Source organism: Clostridium sp. 1001283B150225_161107_B6 (assembly GCF_015556325.1).
GTDB lineage: Bacteria > Bacillota > Clostridia > Lachnospirales > Lachnospiraceae > Enterocloster.
This window is the reverse complement of the sequence record NZ_JADNMD010000001.1, coordinates 627673-643913: the sequence shown is the minus strand read 5'-3', so window position 1 is coordinate 643913 and position 16241 is coordinate 627673. Positions and strand designations below refer to the sequence as shown.

The following is a 16241-nucleotide window of genomic DNA, read 5'->3' as shown; positions in this document are numbered from 1 at the left end:
AAGGATGTGTGATACCAGTATGTTAGAAGAGAAGGCAATGGTTCAATTTCTGAACCGATTTACAGATTATCCCTTTTTGGTAAAATGGAAGGACCATGAAGACCGGGTAGGCCACGGCAATCCCATGTTTGCCGTTGATATCAGGGAAACCATACCGGTGAAGAAGCTGATGGACAGCACCTCCCTGGCCTTGGGAGAAGCCTATATGAAGGGCAAACTGGAGGTGGAGGGGAATCTGTATGAGGCCCTGGACCATTTCCTGGGGCAGATGGACCGTTTTTCCGTGAACAGCCTGCATCTGAGGAAACTTCTTCATCCCTCTAATTCCAGGAAGAACCAGCAGATGGAGGTTTCTTCCCACTATGATATCGGCAATGATTTTTATAAGCTGTGGCTGGACGAAACCATGAATTATTCCTGCGGATATTTTAAGACGGAACATGATTCCCTCTATGAGGCCCAGGTGAACAAGACGGACTATATTCTGAAGAAGCTGGCGCTGAAACAGGGCATGAGCCTTCTGGATGTGGGCTGCGGCTGGGGATTTCTGCTAATCAGGGCCGCTAAGGAATACGGAGTCAGAGGAACCGGCATCACCCTGAGTACGGAGCAGTATGAGGGCTTTAAAAAGCGCATAGAAGAGGAAGGACTGGAGCATCTTCTAAATGTGCAGCTCATGGATTACAGGGATTTGCCGAAAAGCGGCATGAAATTTGACCGCGTGGTCAGCGTGGGAATGGTGGAGCATGTGGGCAGGGAAAACTACGGCAGGTTTATGGACTGCGTGGACAAGGTGCTGAATCCGGGCGGCGTATTTCTCCTTCATTTCATCAGCAGCCAGAAGGAACATGCAGGTGACCCCTGGATTAAGAAATATATCTTTCCGGGCGGGGTTATTCCCAGCCTCAGGGAAATTATTTCCCTGATGGCAGAACATGATTTCCATATCCTGGATGTGGAGAACCTGAGAAACCATTACAACAGGACATTGCTGTGCTGGGAAAAGAATTTCAAGGAACATGAATCGGAAATAAAGGACATGTTTGATGAGGAATTTGTCCGGATGTGGGATTTGTATCTGTGCTCCTGCGCAGCTACCTTCCACAATGGAGTCATTGACCTTCACCAGATACTGGTGAGCAAGGGCGCAAACAATGAGCTGCCTATGGTGCGGTGGTATTAGGATTGGGACATGCGGTGCGCGGAAATGGAGGAAGGAGGCCATTTCTGCGCTCCGTGTTTCAGAGTATGGTTTTATAGAGCTATATCTGATATAATTTAGGAATGTAGGGCTGGGAGAGGCTGGATGATTGGTTAAGGAGCAGGAGAAAATGAGAACAAAAAAAGATTTGATTACATACTGTCTTACCTATAAAGACGTATATGAAGACTACCCCTTCCGGGACCATGAGTGGACTGTTATACGCCACCGGTCCAACAAGCGGGTATTTGCCTGGATATACAGAAGGGAGGGTCAGGTCTGCATTAATCTGAAATGCGCGCCTGAGTGGATTGAGTTCTGGCGCAAGGCATATTCCGGTGTGCGTCCGGGATATCATTTGAATAAGAAGCACTGGAATACAGTGATACTGGATGGCAGTGTCCCGGAGGAGGACATCAGGCGGATGATAGGAGAAAGCTATGATTTGACAAGGGACCGCAGTAAAGAACAATAATATATGACAGGAGAACAGGGATGAATAAGCAGAATGAACACACAGGAATTGGCCCCGGCACAATTGTCAGGCATTTTAAGCGGGAGACCTTATCTGCCGGGGAAAAGAAAACCAACCGTTACCTTTATGTTGTCAGGGATATGGCCCACCATACTGAGACAGGAGAACTTCTGGTCATCTATCAGGCGCTGTACGGAGAGTTCAGAACCTTAGCCAGACCGGCAGAAATGTTTTTCTCTGAGGTGGACAGGGTAAAGTATCCGGAAATCAGGCAGCGCATGCGGTTTGAGGCGGTGAGCAGTTAGAGACGGCTTCTGAACATGATAAAGAATAACGTGCAATCAAAAAACGGCAGAGACAAAAAACAATGCCGTTTTTTTAATTGCTTGATTTTGATGTGCCCCTATGGGAGAGGGCAGCAGGGATGAAGGGCTATTTGATTAAATCCTTGTATTCCGGATGCTTTTCAAACCATCTGACAGCATAGGAACAGGTCAGAACAGCTTTCTTGTCCTGGGAGCGCAGATGCTCTGCCAGTGCTTCCATCAGTTTGCCGGCGATTCCCTGGCCGCGGAGAGAGTCGTCCACAAAGGTGTGGTTGATATCTGCTGCGCCATCAGCAGTGTCCGGAAATGTTACCTCAGCCAGCAGTTTATCCTGTTCATCATATAGGGCAATCTGATTTGGATGATAAGTGAAATTCATGGCAGGTCCTCCTGTATAGTGATTTTGGGACTGAACGTCCCGCTGTCATGTAATTATAGCACTGGGGACCTGGTTAAGCAACAGGCAGATGGAATTGCCATGGCTTCCGGAAGTTCTCCGGAGATTATCCGTAAGCTGTTAAGAAAATGGCAGCAGGAATTCCGGTATGCCGCTGGAATAGGGGGCAATATCGTACTGCTGGTAGTAAATGACAATCCCCCTTGGTGTCAGATAAAAATTTTCCGGATGAAAGGAATTGCGAAGGAGTTCAGGGTAATTGTCAAAATAGGTGCTGGGGTTGGCTTTCAGCCTTTCCGAAATCTCAAACTGAATCCAATTCTGGATATCCTGGATATAGGAGGGATTGTCTTGATAAAAGTCGCTGAGTGTTAATTGTTTTCCATACTCAGCATCCCATGTCTCAGATGTCCGCAGTGTGGAGCCATGAGCTCCTCCTGTAAATGTATACTGCTCTGTATAAAGACTGAAAATACAGTCCTGGTTATAAGTTACCACATAACTTACATTAAATTCATATGGAAAGAATGGAAAATTCCGGACGCGGCTGTAATTTGCTTCTTCGGCCGCCTGGGGATACAATACGGTCCGGCAGTATTTGCCTTTTTCGGCTGCCTGTGTGGCATAATACTGGTTTATGGTCTGTATGGCTTCCTGATTACAGGAAGCATCAAATTGCGGGTAACGAATCTGACAGTTAAGCACAATAGAATCCTGGTAATCCATCTGGTCTGTCAGGATATGTTGGGTTATGGTTTGCATAAAAGCCTCATATGTTATGTTTTTACAATATATGTGCATGGCTGGCCATGTATGATTGATTCATGATTCCGGTGGGACATTCCTAAGTTTTGTTTTCAATCTTGACACGAACATATGTTTGTGATATGATTGAATTATAAAAGAACATATGTTCTTAAACGGAATTTAGGGAGTCAATCTCTGAAGCAGAATCATAAAATACAGGAGGTAGCCATATGAAAATCACAAAAGACAATCTGAATGAAGTGTTATTTGAGAACCAGGATGCCAGGCTTTTGATTGAAGATGTTGTGACCCATACCAGTGCTAACCTCTATTATTACCATGATATAGAGATAACGGTTCAGAAGGCACTGGATATCTGGTATAAGGCCCGGGAGGCAGACGAGGAAGAGATTGGATTTTACAGTGTGTCCTTCCTGGATTTTTCAAAGAAAGGGATGCCGGTGCCGGCAGGCTTGCAGCAAGCGTTCTCATAGCTTTTTTGCAGACATAGTTTTCAGAGACAGGATTTTTAAGGCTGTTATTAGAAACCCATTCCAGGGCGGACTGATTTCCGCTATATAAGAGAATGGGTATCAAAGAATACCTGACATCATGATAAAACAGAAAGGTGGTTTTATACAAATGGAAAATGGTTGCGGGATTAACCTGGAACAGGAGGTGACGATTGAAAACCTATATTGTTTCATAAGGGCATCCCTGCAGGCATTACAGAACACAGACGGATACGGTGAGGCGGATTTTGTATGTCCTCTCTGTGGAAGAAAGGCCCATATAAAGCGCTTAAAGGGTGAGATTTATAATACAGGTGAGATTGAGTGCAGATGCGGGTACTCGTTTCACTTTTAACAACAAGCAGATACCTGTGATTTCGCTGCTGTCAGTACATATCATCCGTCCCATAGGTGTAATTGGTTTGCTTTCATCCGCCAGTCCTGCTATAATGGCATAAATGATACTAAAAAGGAGTATTGTATGACCTTAGGACAAATAAAAGAGAGGCTGCAGACCCAAGAATATGATTTTTTAAGAACGGATGCGCACCTGGGCCGTCATGTTATACTGCTGACACTGGGAGGAAGCCATGCCTACGGGACCAGCACAGATACCAGCGACCTTGATATTCGCGGGTGCGCCCTGAACAGTAAGAGGGAAATCCTGATTCATGAGGATTTCGGGCAGGTAACAGACCAGGATACTGATACCACTATCTATGCCTTTCATAAGCTGATTCCCCTTCTGACCAATTGTAATCCGAATACGATAGAAATGCTGGGCAGCAGAGAAGAACATTATTTATACCTATCGCCAGTGGGCAGGGAGCTTTTGGACCATGCCCACTTATTCTTATCCAAAAGGGCGGTCTATTCCTTTGGGGGATATGCAAACCAACAGCTGCGCAGGCTGGATAACAAGGCTGCCCGCCTTGTGGGACAGGCGGACAATGAGAGACACATACTGAAAACCATAGAGCATGCCTCCTTTGACTGGAAGAACCGGTATTTTTATATGCCGGAGGACAGTATTAAGCTGTATATTGACAAAGCCGTCCAGGAAGAATATGATAGTGAGATATTTATGGACATTACGCTGAAGCATTATCCCCTGAGGGATTATAAATGTCTGTGGTCAGAGATGCAAAGCATTGTAAAATCCTATGCAAAGGTGGGAAAGAGGAATCAGAATGCCATCGGCCATGGTAAGCTGGGCAAGCATATGATGCATCTCATCCGTCTTTACATGATGTGCCTGGATATCCTGGAGAAAGAACAGATTGTGACTTATCGGGAAAAGGAACACGACCTTCTTATGGATATAAGGAATGGCCGGTATCTGGATGAAAACAGGCAGCCTGTGCCGGAGTTTTTTGAGATGGTGGATGAATATGAAAAGCGCCTGGATTATGCCCGGAAAAACACATCCTTGCCGGAAGAACCGGATATCAGGAAAATCAATGATTTTGCAGCCAGCGTAAATGAGAGGGTGGTAAAAGGTGAATTGTAATCATGATGTGCCGGTATCTGCGGCCTGCATCATAAGGGAACTGGAACACAGAGGATGGGAGCTGACAAAAGCCCAGACTTTGAATGGGGATAACTGGGAGGATATCCTGTTTACCCTGGTACCGGAACTCAGAACCATGTGCGGATTTCAACAGAATAATCCCTACCATGTATATGATGTATGGAAGCATACGGCAGAGGCGCTTAAAACGGCAGGAGATGACACCATTGTGGCCTTGACCGTATTGTTTCACGATATTGGAAAACCCCAATGCTATACGGAAGATGAAGACGGAAGAGGGCATTTTTACGGACATGGACCTGTAAGTGCCGGGATTACCAATCTGGTGATGAAACGGCTGAAATTTGATGAGCAGACCATTGATACAGTAGTGGAACTGGTAAAATACCATGACGCTGACCTTCACGAAAAGCGAAGGAGTATCAGGACATGGCTGGACCGGTTGGGAGAAAAACAGTTCCGGCGGCTGCTTGAAGTACGCCGGTGTGACGTGAGCGGCCAGAATCCTGCCTGCCTGTCTGAACGGCTGGCCAGAATCAACCGTCTGGAGGCCCTTCTTGATGAGGCAATGGAGCAGGCCGGACAGTTTCACATTAAGGATTTAGATATTGATGGAAGTGATTTGATACAGATTGGTTATGCGCCGGACAGCTCTATTGGAAACACGCTGTCTAAGCTGGCAGACCAGGTGGCAGAAGGCGTCACGGAGAACAAAAGGGATATATTACTGCGGGAAGCAGGCCGGTGGCTGATACGTGAATAAACTGGGCCGTCACTATGTGGCGGTCTTTTTTTACCAATCATTACCTTAAATATGTTTGGATTGCTAAATTTGGGACAGAATATAATAGAGAATAAATACCATGGGCAGTTGGCGGGTATCTGACTCAGGGCAGTTCAAACATTTTAAGGAGTAAATTATGAAACGAATCGTTATATTGGGAGCCATGGCCCTGACCATATCACTGGCAGTGCCTATGACAGCGCAGGCAGAAGAAAAGGGGACAGATATGGTACTCGCCGCACAGGGTGTGGTGAATGAATTCAAGACAGCCCTTCGGGATGCGGCCCATAAGACAATCAAATTTGCTAATCAGGATGGAATCAATATTTATAAGGAACCCAGCACAGAGGCAGTGGTTTTGGACCAGGCATTACTGAATACATCCTTTGAGGTTTTGGGGGAATACGGCGATTGGTCAATGATAACAACAGAGGCAGGACATGCATATATTGAAACAAAATGTCTGTCAGGAATTGAGATACGGCGTCCTTCTTATTCAGAAGAGGACCTTTATATACTGGCTCATGTAATCTGCGGAGAGTCGCAGAACTGCCCGGATGAGGAGCAGCTGCTGGTGGGCTCCGTGGTATTGAACCGGGTGAATCATCCCCAGTTTCCCGGTACCATCAAAGGAGTTGTATTTGCACCGGGGCAGTATTCCTGCACCAGGGATGGTAATTACTACCGTGAACCCACGGCAAGCAATTGGGCCAATGCAAAGTGGCTTCTGGAAAATGGAAGTATCCTGCCGGGGAACGTGGTCTGGCAGTCAGGAGGCAGACAGGGCAGGGGAGAATACCTGAGGACCCGATATCACAGTTATTGTTATTGATTGGAGCTGTGAATAATGTTCCATATAAAATCATGCAGGGCGCTTGCGGGCGCTCTGTTTTTTATCCGGTAAATTGGATTCACGGAGGAGATTCGGGAAACAGTATCCATAAAATGCCATAAAAAGATTGACGTTGTAATTTCAGGTGGCGTATACTTTAAGTAGCAACAGTCAGTCCGAGGTAAAAGAAAAGCCAGGCTTGGAGTTGTGAAAAATAAGAAGGATGTGATACATAAAAATGAAACGTATTGTTTTGGCATTAATCAATCTGTACCGCAATGGTTTAAGGTTCAGAGGACGGTTATCAAGAGCCGGATATTGGTGGGCGGTTCTGGGGTATATAATCATTGCCCTGTGCCTTGCCTTTATTCCAAACCGGTTATTTTACGATATATTTGGTTTGGTTTCCGTTATTCCATTTATTTCGGCATCTGTAAGAAGATATCATGATACGGGCAGAAGCGGAAAGCAGGTTGCCGCCATAGTATTTGTAACAATGGCGTCAACTGTGGTAAATATAGTGGTTGCTATTGTATTTCTAAATGGATTGGCGCTGAGAGCTCTCAGCGTGTATAACGGAGGCGGTTTGAATGAGATACAGGGTCCGTCAGGCCATTTTCTCCTTTTTATCGTGGCGATTGTAAATGTCTTTATTATATTAGGGGTCTGTATATACAATATCGTCATTTTATCTCTGCCTTCTCAGCCCGGAACCAATGTTTACGGAGAATGGATACCGTTTGATGCGAAGGCGGTCCGGGACTGCCGGTGAGAAAAATAGGATGAGGAAAATAGGGTGAAAGAGGTACAGAATATACCGTAATATGAGAGGGGCCGGCATAATAGAATTATGCCGGCTGAGTATGAGAGAAATCTATGTCAAAAGGAGTAATTCCTTGTTATGAAAAAGAGTATACATGGAAATTGTGACTAAAGTTTGAGCAGAAACTAAATTAAGAATAAAGTTCCTTAAGGATTAAAAGAGACAGATTTAACATTTTATTATGCGGTTGTCAATTTTCAAGAAGTTTTCAAAAAGTATGAATAATTGGAAAAATAGTACTTGATTTTCATCTGGATTTATGGTATTATTTACGAGTGTTGGGGCATTAGCGCAGCTGGGAGCGCGCCACACTGGCAGTGTGGAGGTCACGGGTTCGAATCCCGTATGCTCCATTGACTAAGTATATAACAAGAAGGTTTTTTCGGATATCGCTTAACTGTAGTTGTCCAGAACTTACCGGAAAGTTGCCCGATTATAATTAAATAAAAATGCTTTGGATTTTTAAGTAGCCTAATAGGCTGCTTTTTTCTTATATAATTTAAAGTCCCTGTTATAGACAACGGTTGATGGTTAAGCGTCTGCTGGTTTCTATCAAATTTTTGCTATGGCACTGATTATATATACATGGTACACGGTGTTTACAAGCGGTGTGCCCGCATCATGGGTAATTGCCTCTTGCAGTATTCTCTTTATGTCTCATAGGATTAGGTGCATTCTATATGACGTAAGCTGTTGCATTTTTGGTATATATGTCTTTTTGTCTGAGGCATTCCCAAGCAGTCCGGAAGGCTTTAGATTATTCCGGCGTCAATACTTATCTGCAAGATAATTTAAATAATTGATTATAATGCCAATAGGTGGTATATTTATATACAGTAGAATAGGTGGGGGATGTTAATTTCGGTATTCTTTATTAATGATATCATTTAAATTTGCTTTTTATTAGTAAGCACGATATAATAACGAAATAGTTATGTGTAGGAGGAAAGATTTTGGAGAAATATGACTTCTCCAATTTCCAAATAAATATGTTTGAATTCAGAGATGAGGGTATTGTTCGAAGCCAGGCATTGCATCAACAAGTATATGACTATATTAAAAGAAAGATTATATTTGGTGAAGTTAAATGTGGTACTAAAATTATAGAAAGTCAGTTGGCCAAGGAAATGCATATAAGTAGAAGTCCTATTCGCGAGGCACTTAGGATGCTTTGCGCAGATGAACTGCTTATACCCAGCAATGGGGGGATTATTGTAAATCCAATGGATTACCAGACTACAATTGAGGCATATGAATGCAGGATTGTAATGGACCCTTTTGCGACAAGATTGGCAGCAGAACGTATTGATGGCAGTACTCTGGAAAATCTGAAGGATTGCTTGGTTCAGACAGAAAAACTTAAAGGAAAACATACAAAAGAGAATTATCAGAAAATTATTGAGTTGAATTCCAAATTTCATGCGCTGATTATATATGCCTGCAAGCATCATCATATTCAACGATATATCGAGAATAATATGGCATTAATTACGCTTGCAAGGATTAATGAGTTTTATTTGTATCACCAAGATGATAGCTACATAAGTGACCATACATTAATTTACAATGCATTGTGTGAGCATGATGGTGATAAAGCTGAAGAATGCATGAGACAACATGCCATTCATGATTATGAATTTTATAAAAGTCAGTACAAGAATAGGGTACAAGAATAATTGATTTAAGAAGTTTAATAGAGAATATCCAAGGACCACTCCATGTTCTTGGGATATTCTCTATTTTTGTATCATGACTTGGTATAATTGTACAAAAAATAGTTAAAACTTTAATGTTTTTGTATATTGAATTTGCCTGAAATATAATGTACCCTAAAGATGTAGACGGTCGACGGTCGACAAAAATAACAGGAGGGGTATATATGCTTGATTTAATTATTAAAAATGGAAGTATTGTTAACGAAGATGCAACTATTAATGGAGATATCGCTATAAAAGATGGGAAAATCATAGCAATTGGTGACAGCAGTTACTTTGCGGATTCGATAAAGACCATTGATGCCTCCGGCAAACTTGTAGTGCCAGGTCTTGTTGATTCTCATGTACATATCAATATGGAAATGGGAGAATTCAAAACAACAGATACCATGGAAAATGCCACTGTTGCGTCTGCTTTTGGAGGTACCACATCTATTATAATGTTTGCAATACCAGTTGGTGATGAACGTCCACTTACAGCGATGGAAAATACCAGGAATCTCGCAAAGGACCATTGTGCTGTTAACTATTCTTTTCATGCTGCAATTACCAGGGCAAATGAACAGTCCATACATGACATATCTGATATGCTGTCTGACGGAATACCATCAGTAAAAATGTTCTCCATATATAAATCGTCAGTTATGCTGCCTTCCATAGGTATACACCGCGTATTGAATGAAGTGCAAAAGCATAATGGCATTGCATTGATTCATTCCGAAAGTGCACCATATATTGATGCACTGATTGATGAGAAAATTTCACATGGAAAGACAACTCCATATGACCACATGATGAGCAGGCCGCCATTATCAGAGGCGATGGAGGTATCTAATCTATTACCAATGATTGAATTATCTGGGGCTACTACTTTATTTGTTCATATGACAACTTCTATGGTTCGAAATAGTATCGAATATGCAAAGAATAGGGGGCTGCCAGTGTTTACTGAATTATGCCCTCATTATCTTACATTAACAGATGAAGCCTATTCCAGAGAAAATGGACAGGATTTCGTATGTAGTCCGCCGTTACGTAGCAAAGAAGATGTGAGGAAAATGTGGGGAATGATTAATGATGGCCTGGCTGATATTGTGAGTAGTGACCACAGTGCTTATACGAAAGAGCAGAAGCTGGTATATAAGGACTTTTTTCCTAAAATGCCAAATGGACTCCCCGGTATTGAAACAAGAGGTCCTGTTATGTTTTCAGAAGGTGTTTCCAAAGGGAGAATAAGTGCGAATGAATTTGTCCGTTTATGTTCTTCCAAATCAGCAAAATTAATGGGTATATATCCAAATAAGGGAATTATAGCACCCGGTGCAGATGCAGATATTGTATTGATTAATCCTTCGGTTGAATATGTTATGACGACATCTGAATTACATATGATGACAGATTATACGCCCTTTGAAGGTATGAAAATGAAGGGTAAGTTTACTGATGTGATTGTAGGAGGTAAATCTGTAATTGAAAACGGAGTATACAGTGGGATGATAGCAGGAAAAGAGATTATAAGGCATGCGCCGATTTTGGATTAAGCATTTGCTGGTTTAAGTCAGACGAAAGGGGGAACTTATATGAAAGTTAATACAGAGGATACAATTAATCAAGAGGCTAACTTATACTTAGATAATCCTGAACTAGCTCCATCAACAGATAGTAAAAGGGATGTTACTTCAGTTACATTTCTGATGATGTGTGTTGGGTTTTATGTACAGTTGGTTTCTTTCATATCAGGTGCACAAATGTTTCCAACACTCTCACCTTTGACAATTCTAATATGTGTTACTGTAGGTAATCTTGTTGTATGGCTTTTTTTGGTTTTGACTGGGGACATTGGACTTCGACATGGAATTCCATATTCCGTATATATGAGGGCACCATTCGGATATCGTGGCGCTTACTTTCCAGGTATTGTGCGAGCAATACCAGCTATTTACTGGTTTGGCTTCCAGACTTGGATGGGGAGTGCAGCTATCAATGCAATTTTAAAATATTTATTTGGTTTTGATAATCTTACTGTCGTCATTATCCTTTTTGGAGCAGCTCAAATTCTTAATACGGCTTTAGGCATTAATGCAATTGCTAAGTTTGATTGGGTTGCAACTCCGGTACTTACTATTACTACAGGATATATTCTGTATTATTTAATTACCCAATATAATATTACTTGGGACATTTTTAATCAGCCTGGCAATGGCAGTATGAGCTTGCTTCTTGCAATCACGACATTTGCTGGAGTACAGATTACGATGGCAGTTAATATTTCTGACTTTACCCGGTTTATGAAACGTCCTAAAGCAGTAGGTAACGCTGTGACAAATAAGACTCCATTTTTGTCACTTAATAGTGGCAGTATGTGGTCTCAGTTCATTGGATTAATTGTTCCAATGGTTGGATTTACTGCTGTTGGAATGGTTAGTGGAATTGCGACTGGCGAATGGAATCCTATTAATGTCATGACAACGGTTTTCGCAGATAATCCTATTATCATGATATTAGTTCTTTTATCATTTGTTGTGTTTGCGCAGATATCATCAAATACAGGGCAGAATCTCCTGCCTCCGGGTTATGTGCTGCTTAATATTTTCCCGCATAAACTTACATTTGCAAAGGCTGTTATCATATCTGGCGTAATTGGTCTGGTTTGCCGCCCCTGGGTATTTGCAGACCAAATCAACACAGTTCTTTTGGTTATAACGTGTATGTTAGGGCCGATAATCGGTATTATAATCTGTGATTATTATTTTATACGGAAGAGAAAAATAAATGTTACAGAGCTATATAAGGTGGGCGGACAATATACCTATTACAAAAATTATAATCCGGCGGCTTTAATAGTCTTTATCCCTTCAATAATTTTGGGATTGATTTTTTCTGACTATGCGCTTTTTGTTGCACTTGGCGTAGGCGGAATAACATATTATATATTGATGAAGTTCTGGATATTAAAAAAATATCCTCAGGATGATATCGAATAGGGAGATTTCCAGATTTTGGGGCACTGCAGATTGCATTAGGGTCATGCAATTGCACTGTACATGGGGTAAAGGAGATATTTACCGTTCTAAAATGGAAACGTAAAATGGAATAAGATACAAAAACGAGCAGGCTGGTAAACGTAGTACGTCTCCCTTCTTTTACCAGCCTTTTCCGTCCTTTCATTAATTAGAATATGTTCAATTAACAGACGTTTGCCAACAGGTCCAAATTTTCACGGCGGCTGTTATACCGGTTTATATCTGGCATTAATAAACTCATTTACCTTATGTGAATGAGTTTTTTTACTGTATCCAGGCCCCATCGCTGCCCACATAATAACCATCCGGAGTTGTACCATTGGTCAGCATGGCCCCGCTGGTGCTGCAGTAATACCACTGGCTGTTCCAATACACCCATCCGGTGACCATATATCCGTATTCATTGAAGTAATACCAGGTATCATCAATATACTGCCAGTTGCTGACCGTATAACTTTTATCGGCATTACAGTACCACCAGCCCGTGCCGTCCCTGAGCCAGGCTCCGTTTCCGCTGCTGCTGGGGCCGGAGCCGTTGGCGGCGGAGCTGCCGGAACTGATTTTACCGGCTTCATCGGATGATACATACCAGGAGCCGGATTCCTCCCAGCTGCCTTTGTTGGAGGAATTGTAGACACCGCGTACTTTGAAGGTATAGTATCCGCTTTTTGTAATGTAGCTGGAAAAATCATAGCTGGTATTGGAGGTGGTCAGGACTGAAGTCACGGAGCTGCTGCCTCTGTAAAGTCGGACTTCATATTTATTGGCATCCCCGCTTTCGCCCCAGCTGGCAATGCCGCTGCTTTCATCCCATTCCAGTTCATACACATCCAGGTCGTAATCACTGTCTTCGTCCTCCAGCGCATCCAGGGTCACATATACAATCAGAGTGCCGCTGCTGCGGCTTACCGAGGTGACTGTGCCGCCGTCGCCGCTGGTGGACACATTGCTTTTGGAAAAGCCGGATGCAAAGTAGTAATCATCGCCGGCCTCCAGTGTAATCTTGATTTTGGGCTTGTCGCCGTCTTCCCATTCATCATCCGGTTCATTGGTCACTTCTACGTCCTCCACGCTGAATTTGCTGGAGCTTGAGGTGACAGTCACATCGCTGCCGCTGTCCCCGGCTTCAATTTCAGAAGAAATCTTAAGTGATACATTGCTGATTTTTGTTCCTGTTGCAGCCAGCGAAGTTGTGGGCACTGACAGAACCAGCAGGGCTGATAAAAAAGCGGAAAATCCTTTCAGCATATGCATATTCATACCTCCTTTTTTAATGCATTTCCTGTTCCTGCATCTTTCCTGCATCTTAACAGCTGAAACTGAAATAAACCTTAAAATTCTGCTCCTGTACCGTGATTCACAAAAAAATCAGAATTCTGTTTCGGCAAGACATTAAAACCAGCTGGCGCTGACTTCCTGTCCGGACTGGAAGAAAATACAGATAAGAAAAACGTAATAGATTCTTCAGCATATGTTATTTGACATTCAGTATACAGCATGCTATAATTTATCCCAATAAAAGGGAGTAGCGAACCACCGGAAGGTGGATTTTAAATCGTCATCTCGGTGCCATGGGCACCCGTATAAAATGAAATGTGCAAGACTTTTATTGTGGCAGGCAGCCGCTGTAAAGGTCTTTTTTTCTCTGATGCAAAGCTGGCGGTAATACCTGCCCCGCACAAATGCAAGGTATTGTTTACCACAGAAAGGAGAACAGGATGGAGAGAAAAAGCAGACAAGAAGAAATCAATGAGGCCTTAATGGCGGCGGATATGGCATCCATGAGCCTGCAAAAGGCGGAAGAGCAGCTGCAGAAGGCCAGCAGCTGGGGAATATGGGATATGCTGGGCGGAGGATTCTTTAGCACCATGTTCAAGCATAACCGTATGGACGATGCCCAGGCAGCTATGAATGTGGCAAGGGGACATCTGCGCAGACTAAAGAAAGAGCTGCTGGATGTGAACCTGACCGGGGATTTGAAGATGGATGTGGGGAGTTTCCTGACGTTTGCCGATTACTTTTTTGACGGTATCATAGCTGACTGGATGGTACAGTCCAAGATAGGGGATGCACTGAACCAGGTAAGAGAGGCCAGACGCCAGGTGGGCGGCATACGGAAACGTCTCCGGGAGATGCAGCAGACCCTGGAAACAGAACAGGAGGGAAGGTGACGTATATGGGATGCCTTGGAAATGTATTGTGGTTTATATTCGGCGGATGTATTAGCGGCTTATCCTGGCTGCTGACAGGCTGCCTGTGGTGTATAACAATTATTGGAATACCGGTAGGGCTTCAGTGTTTTAAATTTGCAGGTCTGAGCTTCTTTCCCTTTGGAAAGGAAGTGGTCTACGGCGGGGGAGCGGCATCCCTGCTCCTTAATATTATCTGGCTGCTGGTTTCCGGTCTTTTGCTGGCCATTGAGTCAGCCATTATCGGGGTACTGCTTTGCATTACCATAGTGGGCATACCCTTTGGCCTTCAGCAGTTCAAATTGGCGAAACTGGCGTTAATGCCCTTTGGAAGCCAGGTTATTTAAAGGTTCGATATAAAAAGACCGGGGTATTTTTGCGATAACAGAGGACAGAATGCCTCAATTTTGATATACTAATAATTAAGAGATAGCAGGTAAGCAGACGCAGCTGTCCGAATGCCCGATATACAGGGTATGCTGGGAGACTGCGTCTGTCGTATTCCCGGGACTGACAACAAATGAAAGAGAAGGGATGGAAATGTCACCAAGAAACATTACCATGGATGATATCGCCAATATGGCAGGGGTTACCAAGAGTACGGTATCCAGATATTTTAACGGAGGCAGTGTAAAGGAATCCACCAGGGAACGGATTCAGGAAATCATAAGGGAGTATAACTATGAGCCCAATGCGTTTGCCAGATTAAAGGCCAAGGAAAGCAATGTGATTGGGGTGGTTCTTCCTACCCTTAATTCCAAAGTTTCCAGCCGGGTGGTGACCAGCATTGGACGTTATCTGAGGGAGCAGGGATATGAAACCCTGATTAAGGATTCAGACCACAGCGTGGACCTGGAACTTAAGAACATCCAGAGACTGATTACGCTGAAGGTGGATGGTATCATACTGAGCGCCATTACCATCACAGAGGAGCACAGAAAACTGATTCAGGGAAGTCCTGTGCCTGTGGTGGTGCTGGCCCAGGACCATGACGGGGGAATCTGCATTGTCCACGATGATTACGGGGCGGGAAAAGCCATGGGAATCCGTGTGGGAAAGGCCGGCCCGGCACGGGTTGGATACATGGGAGTATCCGTTCTGGATGTGGCTGTGGGTATCAACCGTAAGCAGGGTGTGCTGGACGGTCTGAATGGATGCGGCGTGGAAGATGTGGTAACGGCCACCGGGGATTACAGCTACGCCAGCGGAATCCGTATGGCAGAGGAAATCCTGGACCAGGGCCCGGTGGATGCAATCATATGCGCCACGGACCGCCTGGCTTTTGGGGCATACCATGTTCTGGGAGAGCGGGGGCTGAGAATTCCTGAGGATGTTTCCGTGGCAGGCTTCGGGGGATATGACGAGAGTACCCTGTTAAAGCCTGAACTGACAACCCTGCGATTTGACTCCTACGGTCTGGGCTATCTGGGGGCGGAGACCATTTTGAAGATGATACATCAGGAACCGGTGCCAAAAAAACAGATAGTGGATTACAGGATGATTGAAGGCGGGAGCGTGAAAGAATAAAGGGGTTTCGAGTGTATAGGAAGAAATAGAAGAGAAATTGTGAAAAGTGCACAAATTTCGAATCTATTTTTTTACATTGAATAATGGAACCGGTGCCAACAAAATATTGACTTTTGGGACTGAAAGTCTTATTATATAAGTATGGAACCGATACCAAAA

At 43.6% G+C, this 16241-nt stretch carries 18 protein-coding genes and 1 tRNA gene; 16 read left to right on the top strand and 3 right to left on the bottom strand.

Features of this window, described 5'->3' with window-relative positions; translation table 11 throughout:
- Window positions 1–4: 4 nt before the first annotated feature.
- The 3 genes from I2H39_RS02945 (at window position 5) to I2H39_RS02935 (ending at window position 1981) form a co-directional block, all read left to right on the top strand.
- Complete coding sequence (locus I2H39_RS02945) at window positions 5–1183, top strand: cyclopropane-fatty-acyl-phospholipid synthase family protein (protein ID WP_195625764.1); 1179 nt, start codon at window positions 5–7, stop codon at window positions 1181–1183.
- Window positions 1184–1331: 148 nt separating this feature from the next.
- The gene (locus I2H39_RS02940; protein ID WP_138306119.1) at window positions 1332–1676 is read left to right on the top strand and encodes an MmcQ/YjbR family DNA-binding protein; all 345 of its coding nucleotides are present in this window, start codon (window positions 1332–1334) and stop codon (window positions 1674–1676) included.
- Between the two features lie 20 nt (window positions 1677–1696).
- On the top strand, window positions 1697–1981 hold the full coding sequence (locus I2H39_RS02935) for a DUF1653 domain-containing protein (RefSeq protein ID WP_195625763.1): 285 nt from the start codon (window positions 1697–1699) through the stop codon (window positions 1979–1981).
- Window positions 1982–2108: 127 nt separating this feature from the next.
- Here I2H39_RS02935 and I2H39_RS02930 read toward each other — a convergent pair whose 3' ends face one another.
- Together I2H39_RS02930 and I2H39_RS02925 are read right to left on the bottom strand one after the other, a co-directional pair.
- Entirely contained in the window at window positions 2109–2381 is a 273-nt protein-coding gene (locus I2H39_RS02930) for a GNAT family N-acetyltransferase (RefSeq protein WP_138306121.1), read from the bottom strand.
- Between the two features lie 138 nt (window positions 2382–2519).
- A complete protein-coding gene (locus tag I2H39_RS02925; protein WP_138306122.1) occupies window positions 2520–3161 on the bottom strand; it encodes a DUF3298 and DUF4163 domain-containing protein in 642 nt (213 codons plus the stop codon).
- A 215-nt stretch (window positions 3162–3376) separates the two neighbouring features.
- Between I2H39_RS02925 and I2H39_RS02920 the strand changes: the two genes are divergently transcribed.
- The 10 genes from I2H39_RS02920 (at window position 3377) to I2H39_RS02875 (ending at window position 12327) form a co-directional block, all read left to right on the top strand.
- Complete coding sequence (locus tag I2H39_RS02920; protein ID WP_138306123.1) at window positions 3377–3640, top strand: hypothetical protein; 264 nt, start codon at window positions 3377–3379, stop codon at window positions 3638–3640.
- A gap of 148 nt (window positions 3641–3788) precedes the next feature.
- On the top strand, window positions 3789–4013 hold the full coding sequence (locus tag I2H39_RS02915) for a hypothetical protein (protein ID WP_195625762.1): 225 nt from the start codon (window positions 3789–3791) through the stop codon (window positions 4011–4013).
- Window positions 4014–4139: 126 nt separating this feature from the next.
- Complete coding sequence (locus I2H39_RS02910; RefSeq protein ID WP_138306125.1) at window positions 4140–5168, top strand: nucleotidyltransferase domain-containing protein; 1029 nt, start codon at window positions 4140–4142, stop codon at window positions 5166–5168.
- Window positions 5158–5952, top strand: coding sequence for an HD domain-containing protein (locus I2H39_RS02905; protein ID WP_138306126.1), 795 nt, complete (start codon window positions 5158–5160; stop codon window positions 5950–5952). The genes I2H39_RS02910 and I2H39_RS02905 overlap by 11 nt, the downstream gene beginning before the upstream one ends.
- Before the next feature lie 157 nt (window positions 5953–6109).
- Window positions 6110–6805, top strand: a complete 696-nt coding sequence (locus I2H39_RS02900; protein ID WP_138306127.1) for a cell wall hydrolase — start codon at window positions 6110–6112, stop codon at window positions 6803–6805.
- A gap of 238 nt (window positions 6806–7043) precedes the next feature.
- The gene (locus tag I2H39_RS02895; protein WP_138306128.1) at window positions 7044–7577 is read left to right on the top strand and encodes a DUF805 domain-containing protein; all 534 of its coding nucleotides are present in this window, start codon (window positions 7044–7046) and stop codon (window positions 7575–7577) included.
- Between the two features lie 331 nt (window positions 7578–7908).
- Window positions 7909–7981, top strand: a tRNA-Ala gene (locus I2H39_RS02890).
- Window positions 7982–8581: 600 nt separating this feature from the next.
- Window positions 8582–9304, top strand: coding sequence for a GntR family transcriptional regulator (locus tag I2H39_RS02885; RefSeq protein ID WP_138306129.1), 723 nt, complete (start codon window positions 8582–8584; stop codon window positions 9302–9304).
- Between the two features lie 203 nt (window positions 9305–9507).
- On the top strand, window positions 9508–10884 hold the full coding sequence (gene hydA, locus I2H39_RS02880) for a dihydropyrimidinase (protein ID WP_171042521.1): 1377 nt from the start codon (window positions 9508–9510) through the stop codon (window positions 10882–10884).
- A 39-nt stretch (window positions 10885–10923) separates the two neighbouring features.
- Window positions 10924–12327, top strand: coding sequence for a cytosine permease (locus tag I2H39_RS02875; protein ID WP_195625761.1), 1404 nt, complete (start codon window positions 10924–10926; stop codon window positions 12325–12327).
- Between the two features lie 303 nt (window positions 12328–12630).
- Here I2H39_RS02875 and I2H39_RS02870 read toward each other — a convergent pair whose 3' ends face one another.
- Window positions 12631–13620: a hypothetical protein gene (locus I2H39_RS02870; protein WP_195625760.1), complete on the bottom strand. Its 990-nt coding sequence runs from the start codon at window positions 13618–13620 to the stop codon at window positions 12631–12633.
- Between the two features lie 464 nt (window positions 13621–14084).
- Between I2H39_RS02870 and I2H39_RS02865 the strand changes: the two genes are divergently transcribed.
- From I2H39_RS02865 to I2H39_RS02855, 3 genes are all read left to right on the top strand, one after another.
- Window positions 14085–14537, top strand: coding sequence for a hypothetical protein (locus I2H39_RS02865; protein WP_138306133.1), 453 nt, complete (start codon window positions 14085–14087; stop codon window positions 14535–14537).
- Window positions 14538–14542: 5 nt separating this feature from the next.
- Window positions 14543–14902 (top strand): YccF domain-containing protein, encoded by a 360-nt coding sequence (locus I2H39_RS02860; protein ID WP_138306245.1) that lies wholly within the window; start codon window positions 14543–14545, stop codon window positions 14900–14902.
- A 193-nt stretch (window positions 14903–15095) separates the two neighbouring features.
- Window positions 15096–16082 carry a LacI family DNA-binding transcriptional regulator gene (locus I2H39_RS02855; RefSeq protein WP_195625759.1) on the top strand — a complete coding sequence of 329 codons (987 nt, stop codon included), beginning with the start codon at window positions 15096–15098 and terminating at the stop codon, window positions 16080–16082.
- The last annotated feature ends 159 nt before the right edge of the window (window positions 16083–16241 follow it).

Coding starts and splice junctions, on each gene's coding strand:
- I2H39_RS02945 (WP_195625764.1), top strand. CDS start 5: ATGTGTGATACCAGTATGTTAGAAGAGAAGGCAATGGTTCAATTTCTG.
- I2H39_RS02940 (WP_138306119.1), top strand. CDS start 1,332: ATGAGAACAAAAAAAGATTTGATTACATACTGTCTTACCTATAAAGAC.
- I2H39_RS02935 (WP_195625763.1), top strand. CDS start 1,697: ATGAATAAGCAGAATGAACACACAGGAATTGGCCCCGGCACAATTGTC.
- I2H39_RS02930 (WP_138306121.1), bottom strand. CDS start 2,381: ATGAATTTCACTTATCATCCAAATCAGATTGCCCTATATGATGAACAG.
- I2H39_RS02925 (WP_138306122.1), bottom strand. CDS start 3,161: ATGCAAACCATAACCCAACATATCCTGACAGACCAGATGGATTACCAG.
- I2H39_RS02920 (WP_138306123.1), top strand. CDS start 3,377: ATGAAAATCACAAAAGACAATCTGAATGAAGTGTTATTTGAGAACCAG.
- I2H39_RS02915 (WP_195625762.1), top strand. CDS start 3,789: ATGGAAAATGGTTGCGGGATTAACCTGGAACAGGAGGTGACGATTGAA.
- I2H39_RS02910 (WP_138306125.1), top strand. CDS start 4,140: ATGACCTTAGGACAAATAAAAGAGAGGCTGCAGACCCAAGAATATGAT.
- I2H39_RS02900 (WP_138306127.1), top strand. CDS start 6,110: ATGAAACGAATCGTTATATTGGGAGCCATGGCCCTGACCATATCACTG.
- I2H39_RS02895 (WP_138306128.1), top strand. CDS start 7,044: ATGAAACGTATTGTTTTGGCATTAATCAATCTGTACCGCAATGGTTTA.
- hydA (WP_171042521.1), top strand. CDS start 9,508: ATGCTTGATTTAATTATTAAAAATGGAAGTATTGTTAACGAAGATGCA.
- I2H39_RS02875 (WP_195625761.1), top strand. CDS start 10,924: ATGAAAGTTAATACAGAGGATACAATTAATCAAGAGGCTAACTTATAC.
- I2H39_RS02870 (WP_195625760.1), bottom strand. CDS start 13,620: ATGCATATGCTGAAAGGATTTTCCGCTTTTTTATCAGCCCTGCTGGTT.
- I2H39_RS02865 (WP_138306133.1), top strand. CDS start 14,085: ATGGAGAGAAAAAGCAGACAAGAAGAAATCAATGAGGCCTTAATGGCG.
- I2H39_RS02860 (WP_138306245.1), top strand. CDS start 14,543: ATGGGATGCCTTGGAAATGTATTGTGGTTTATATTCGGCGGATGTATT.
- I2H39_RS02855 (WP_195625759.1), top strand. CDS start 15,096: ATGTCACCAAGAAACATTACCATGGATGATATCGCCAATATGGCAGGG.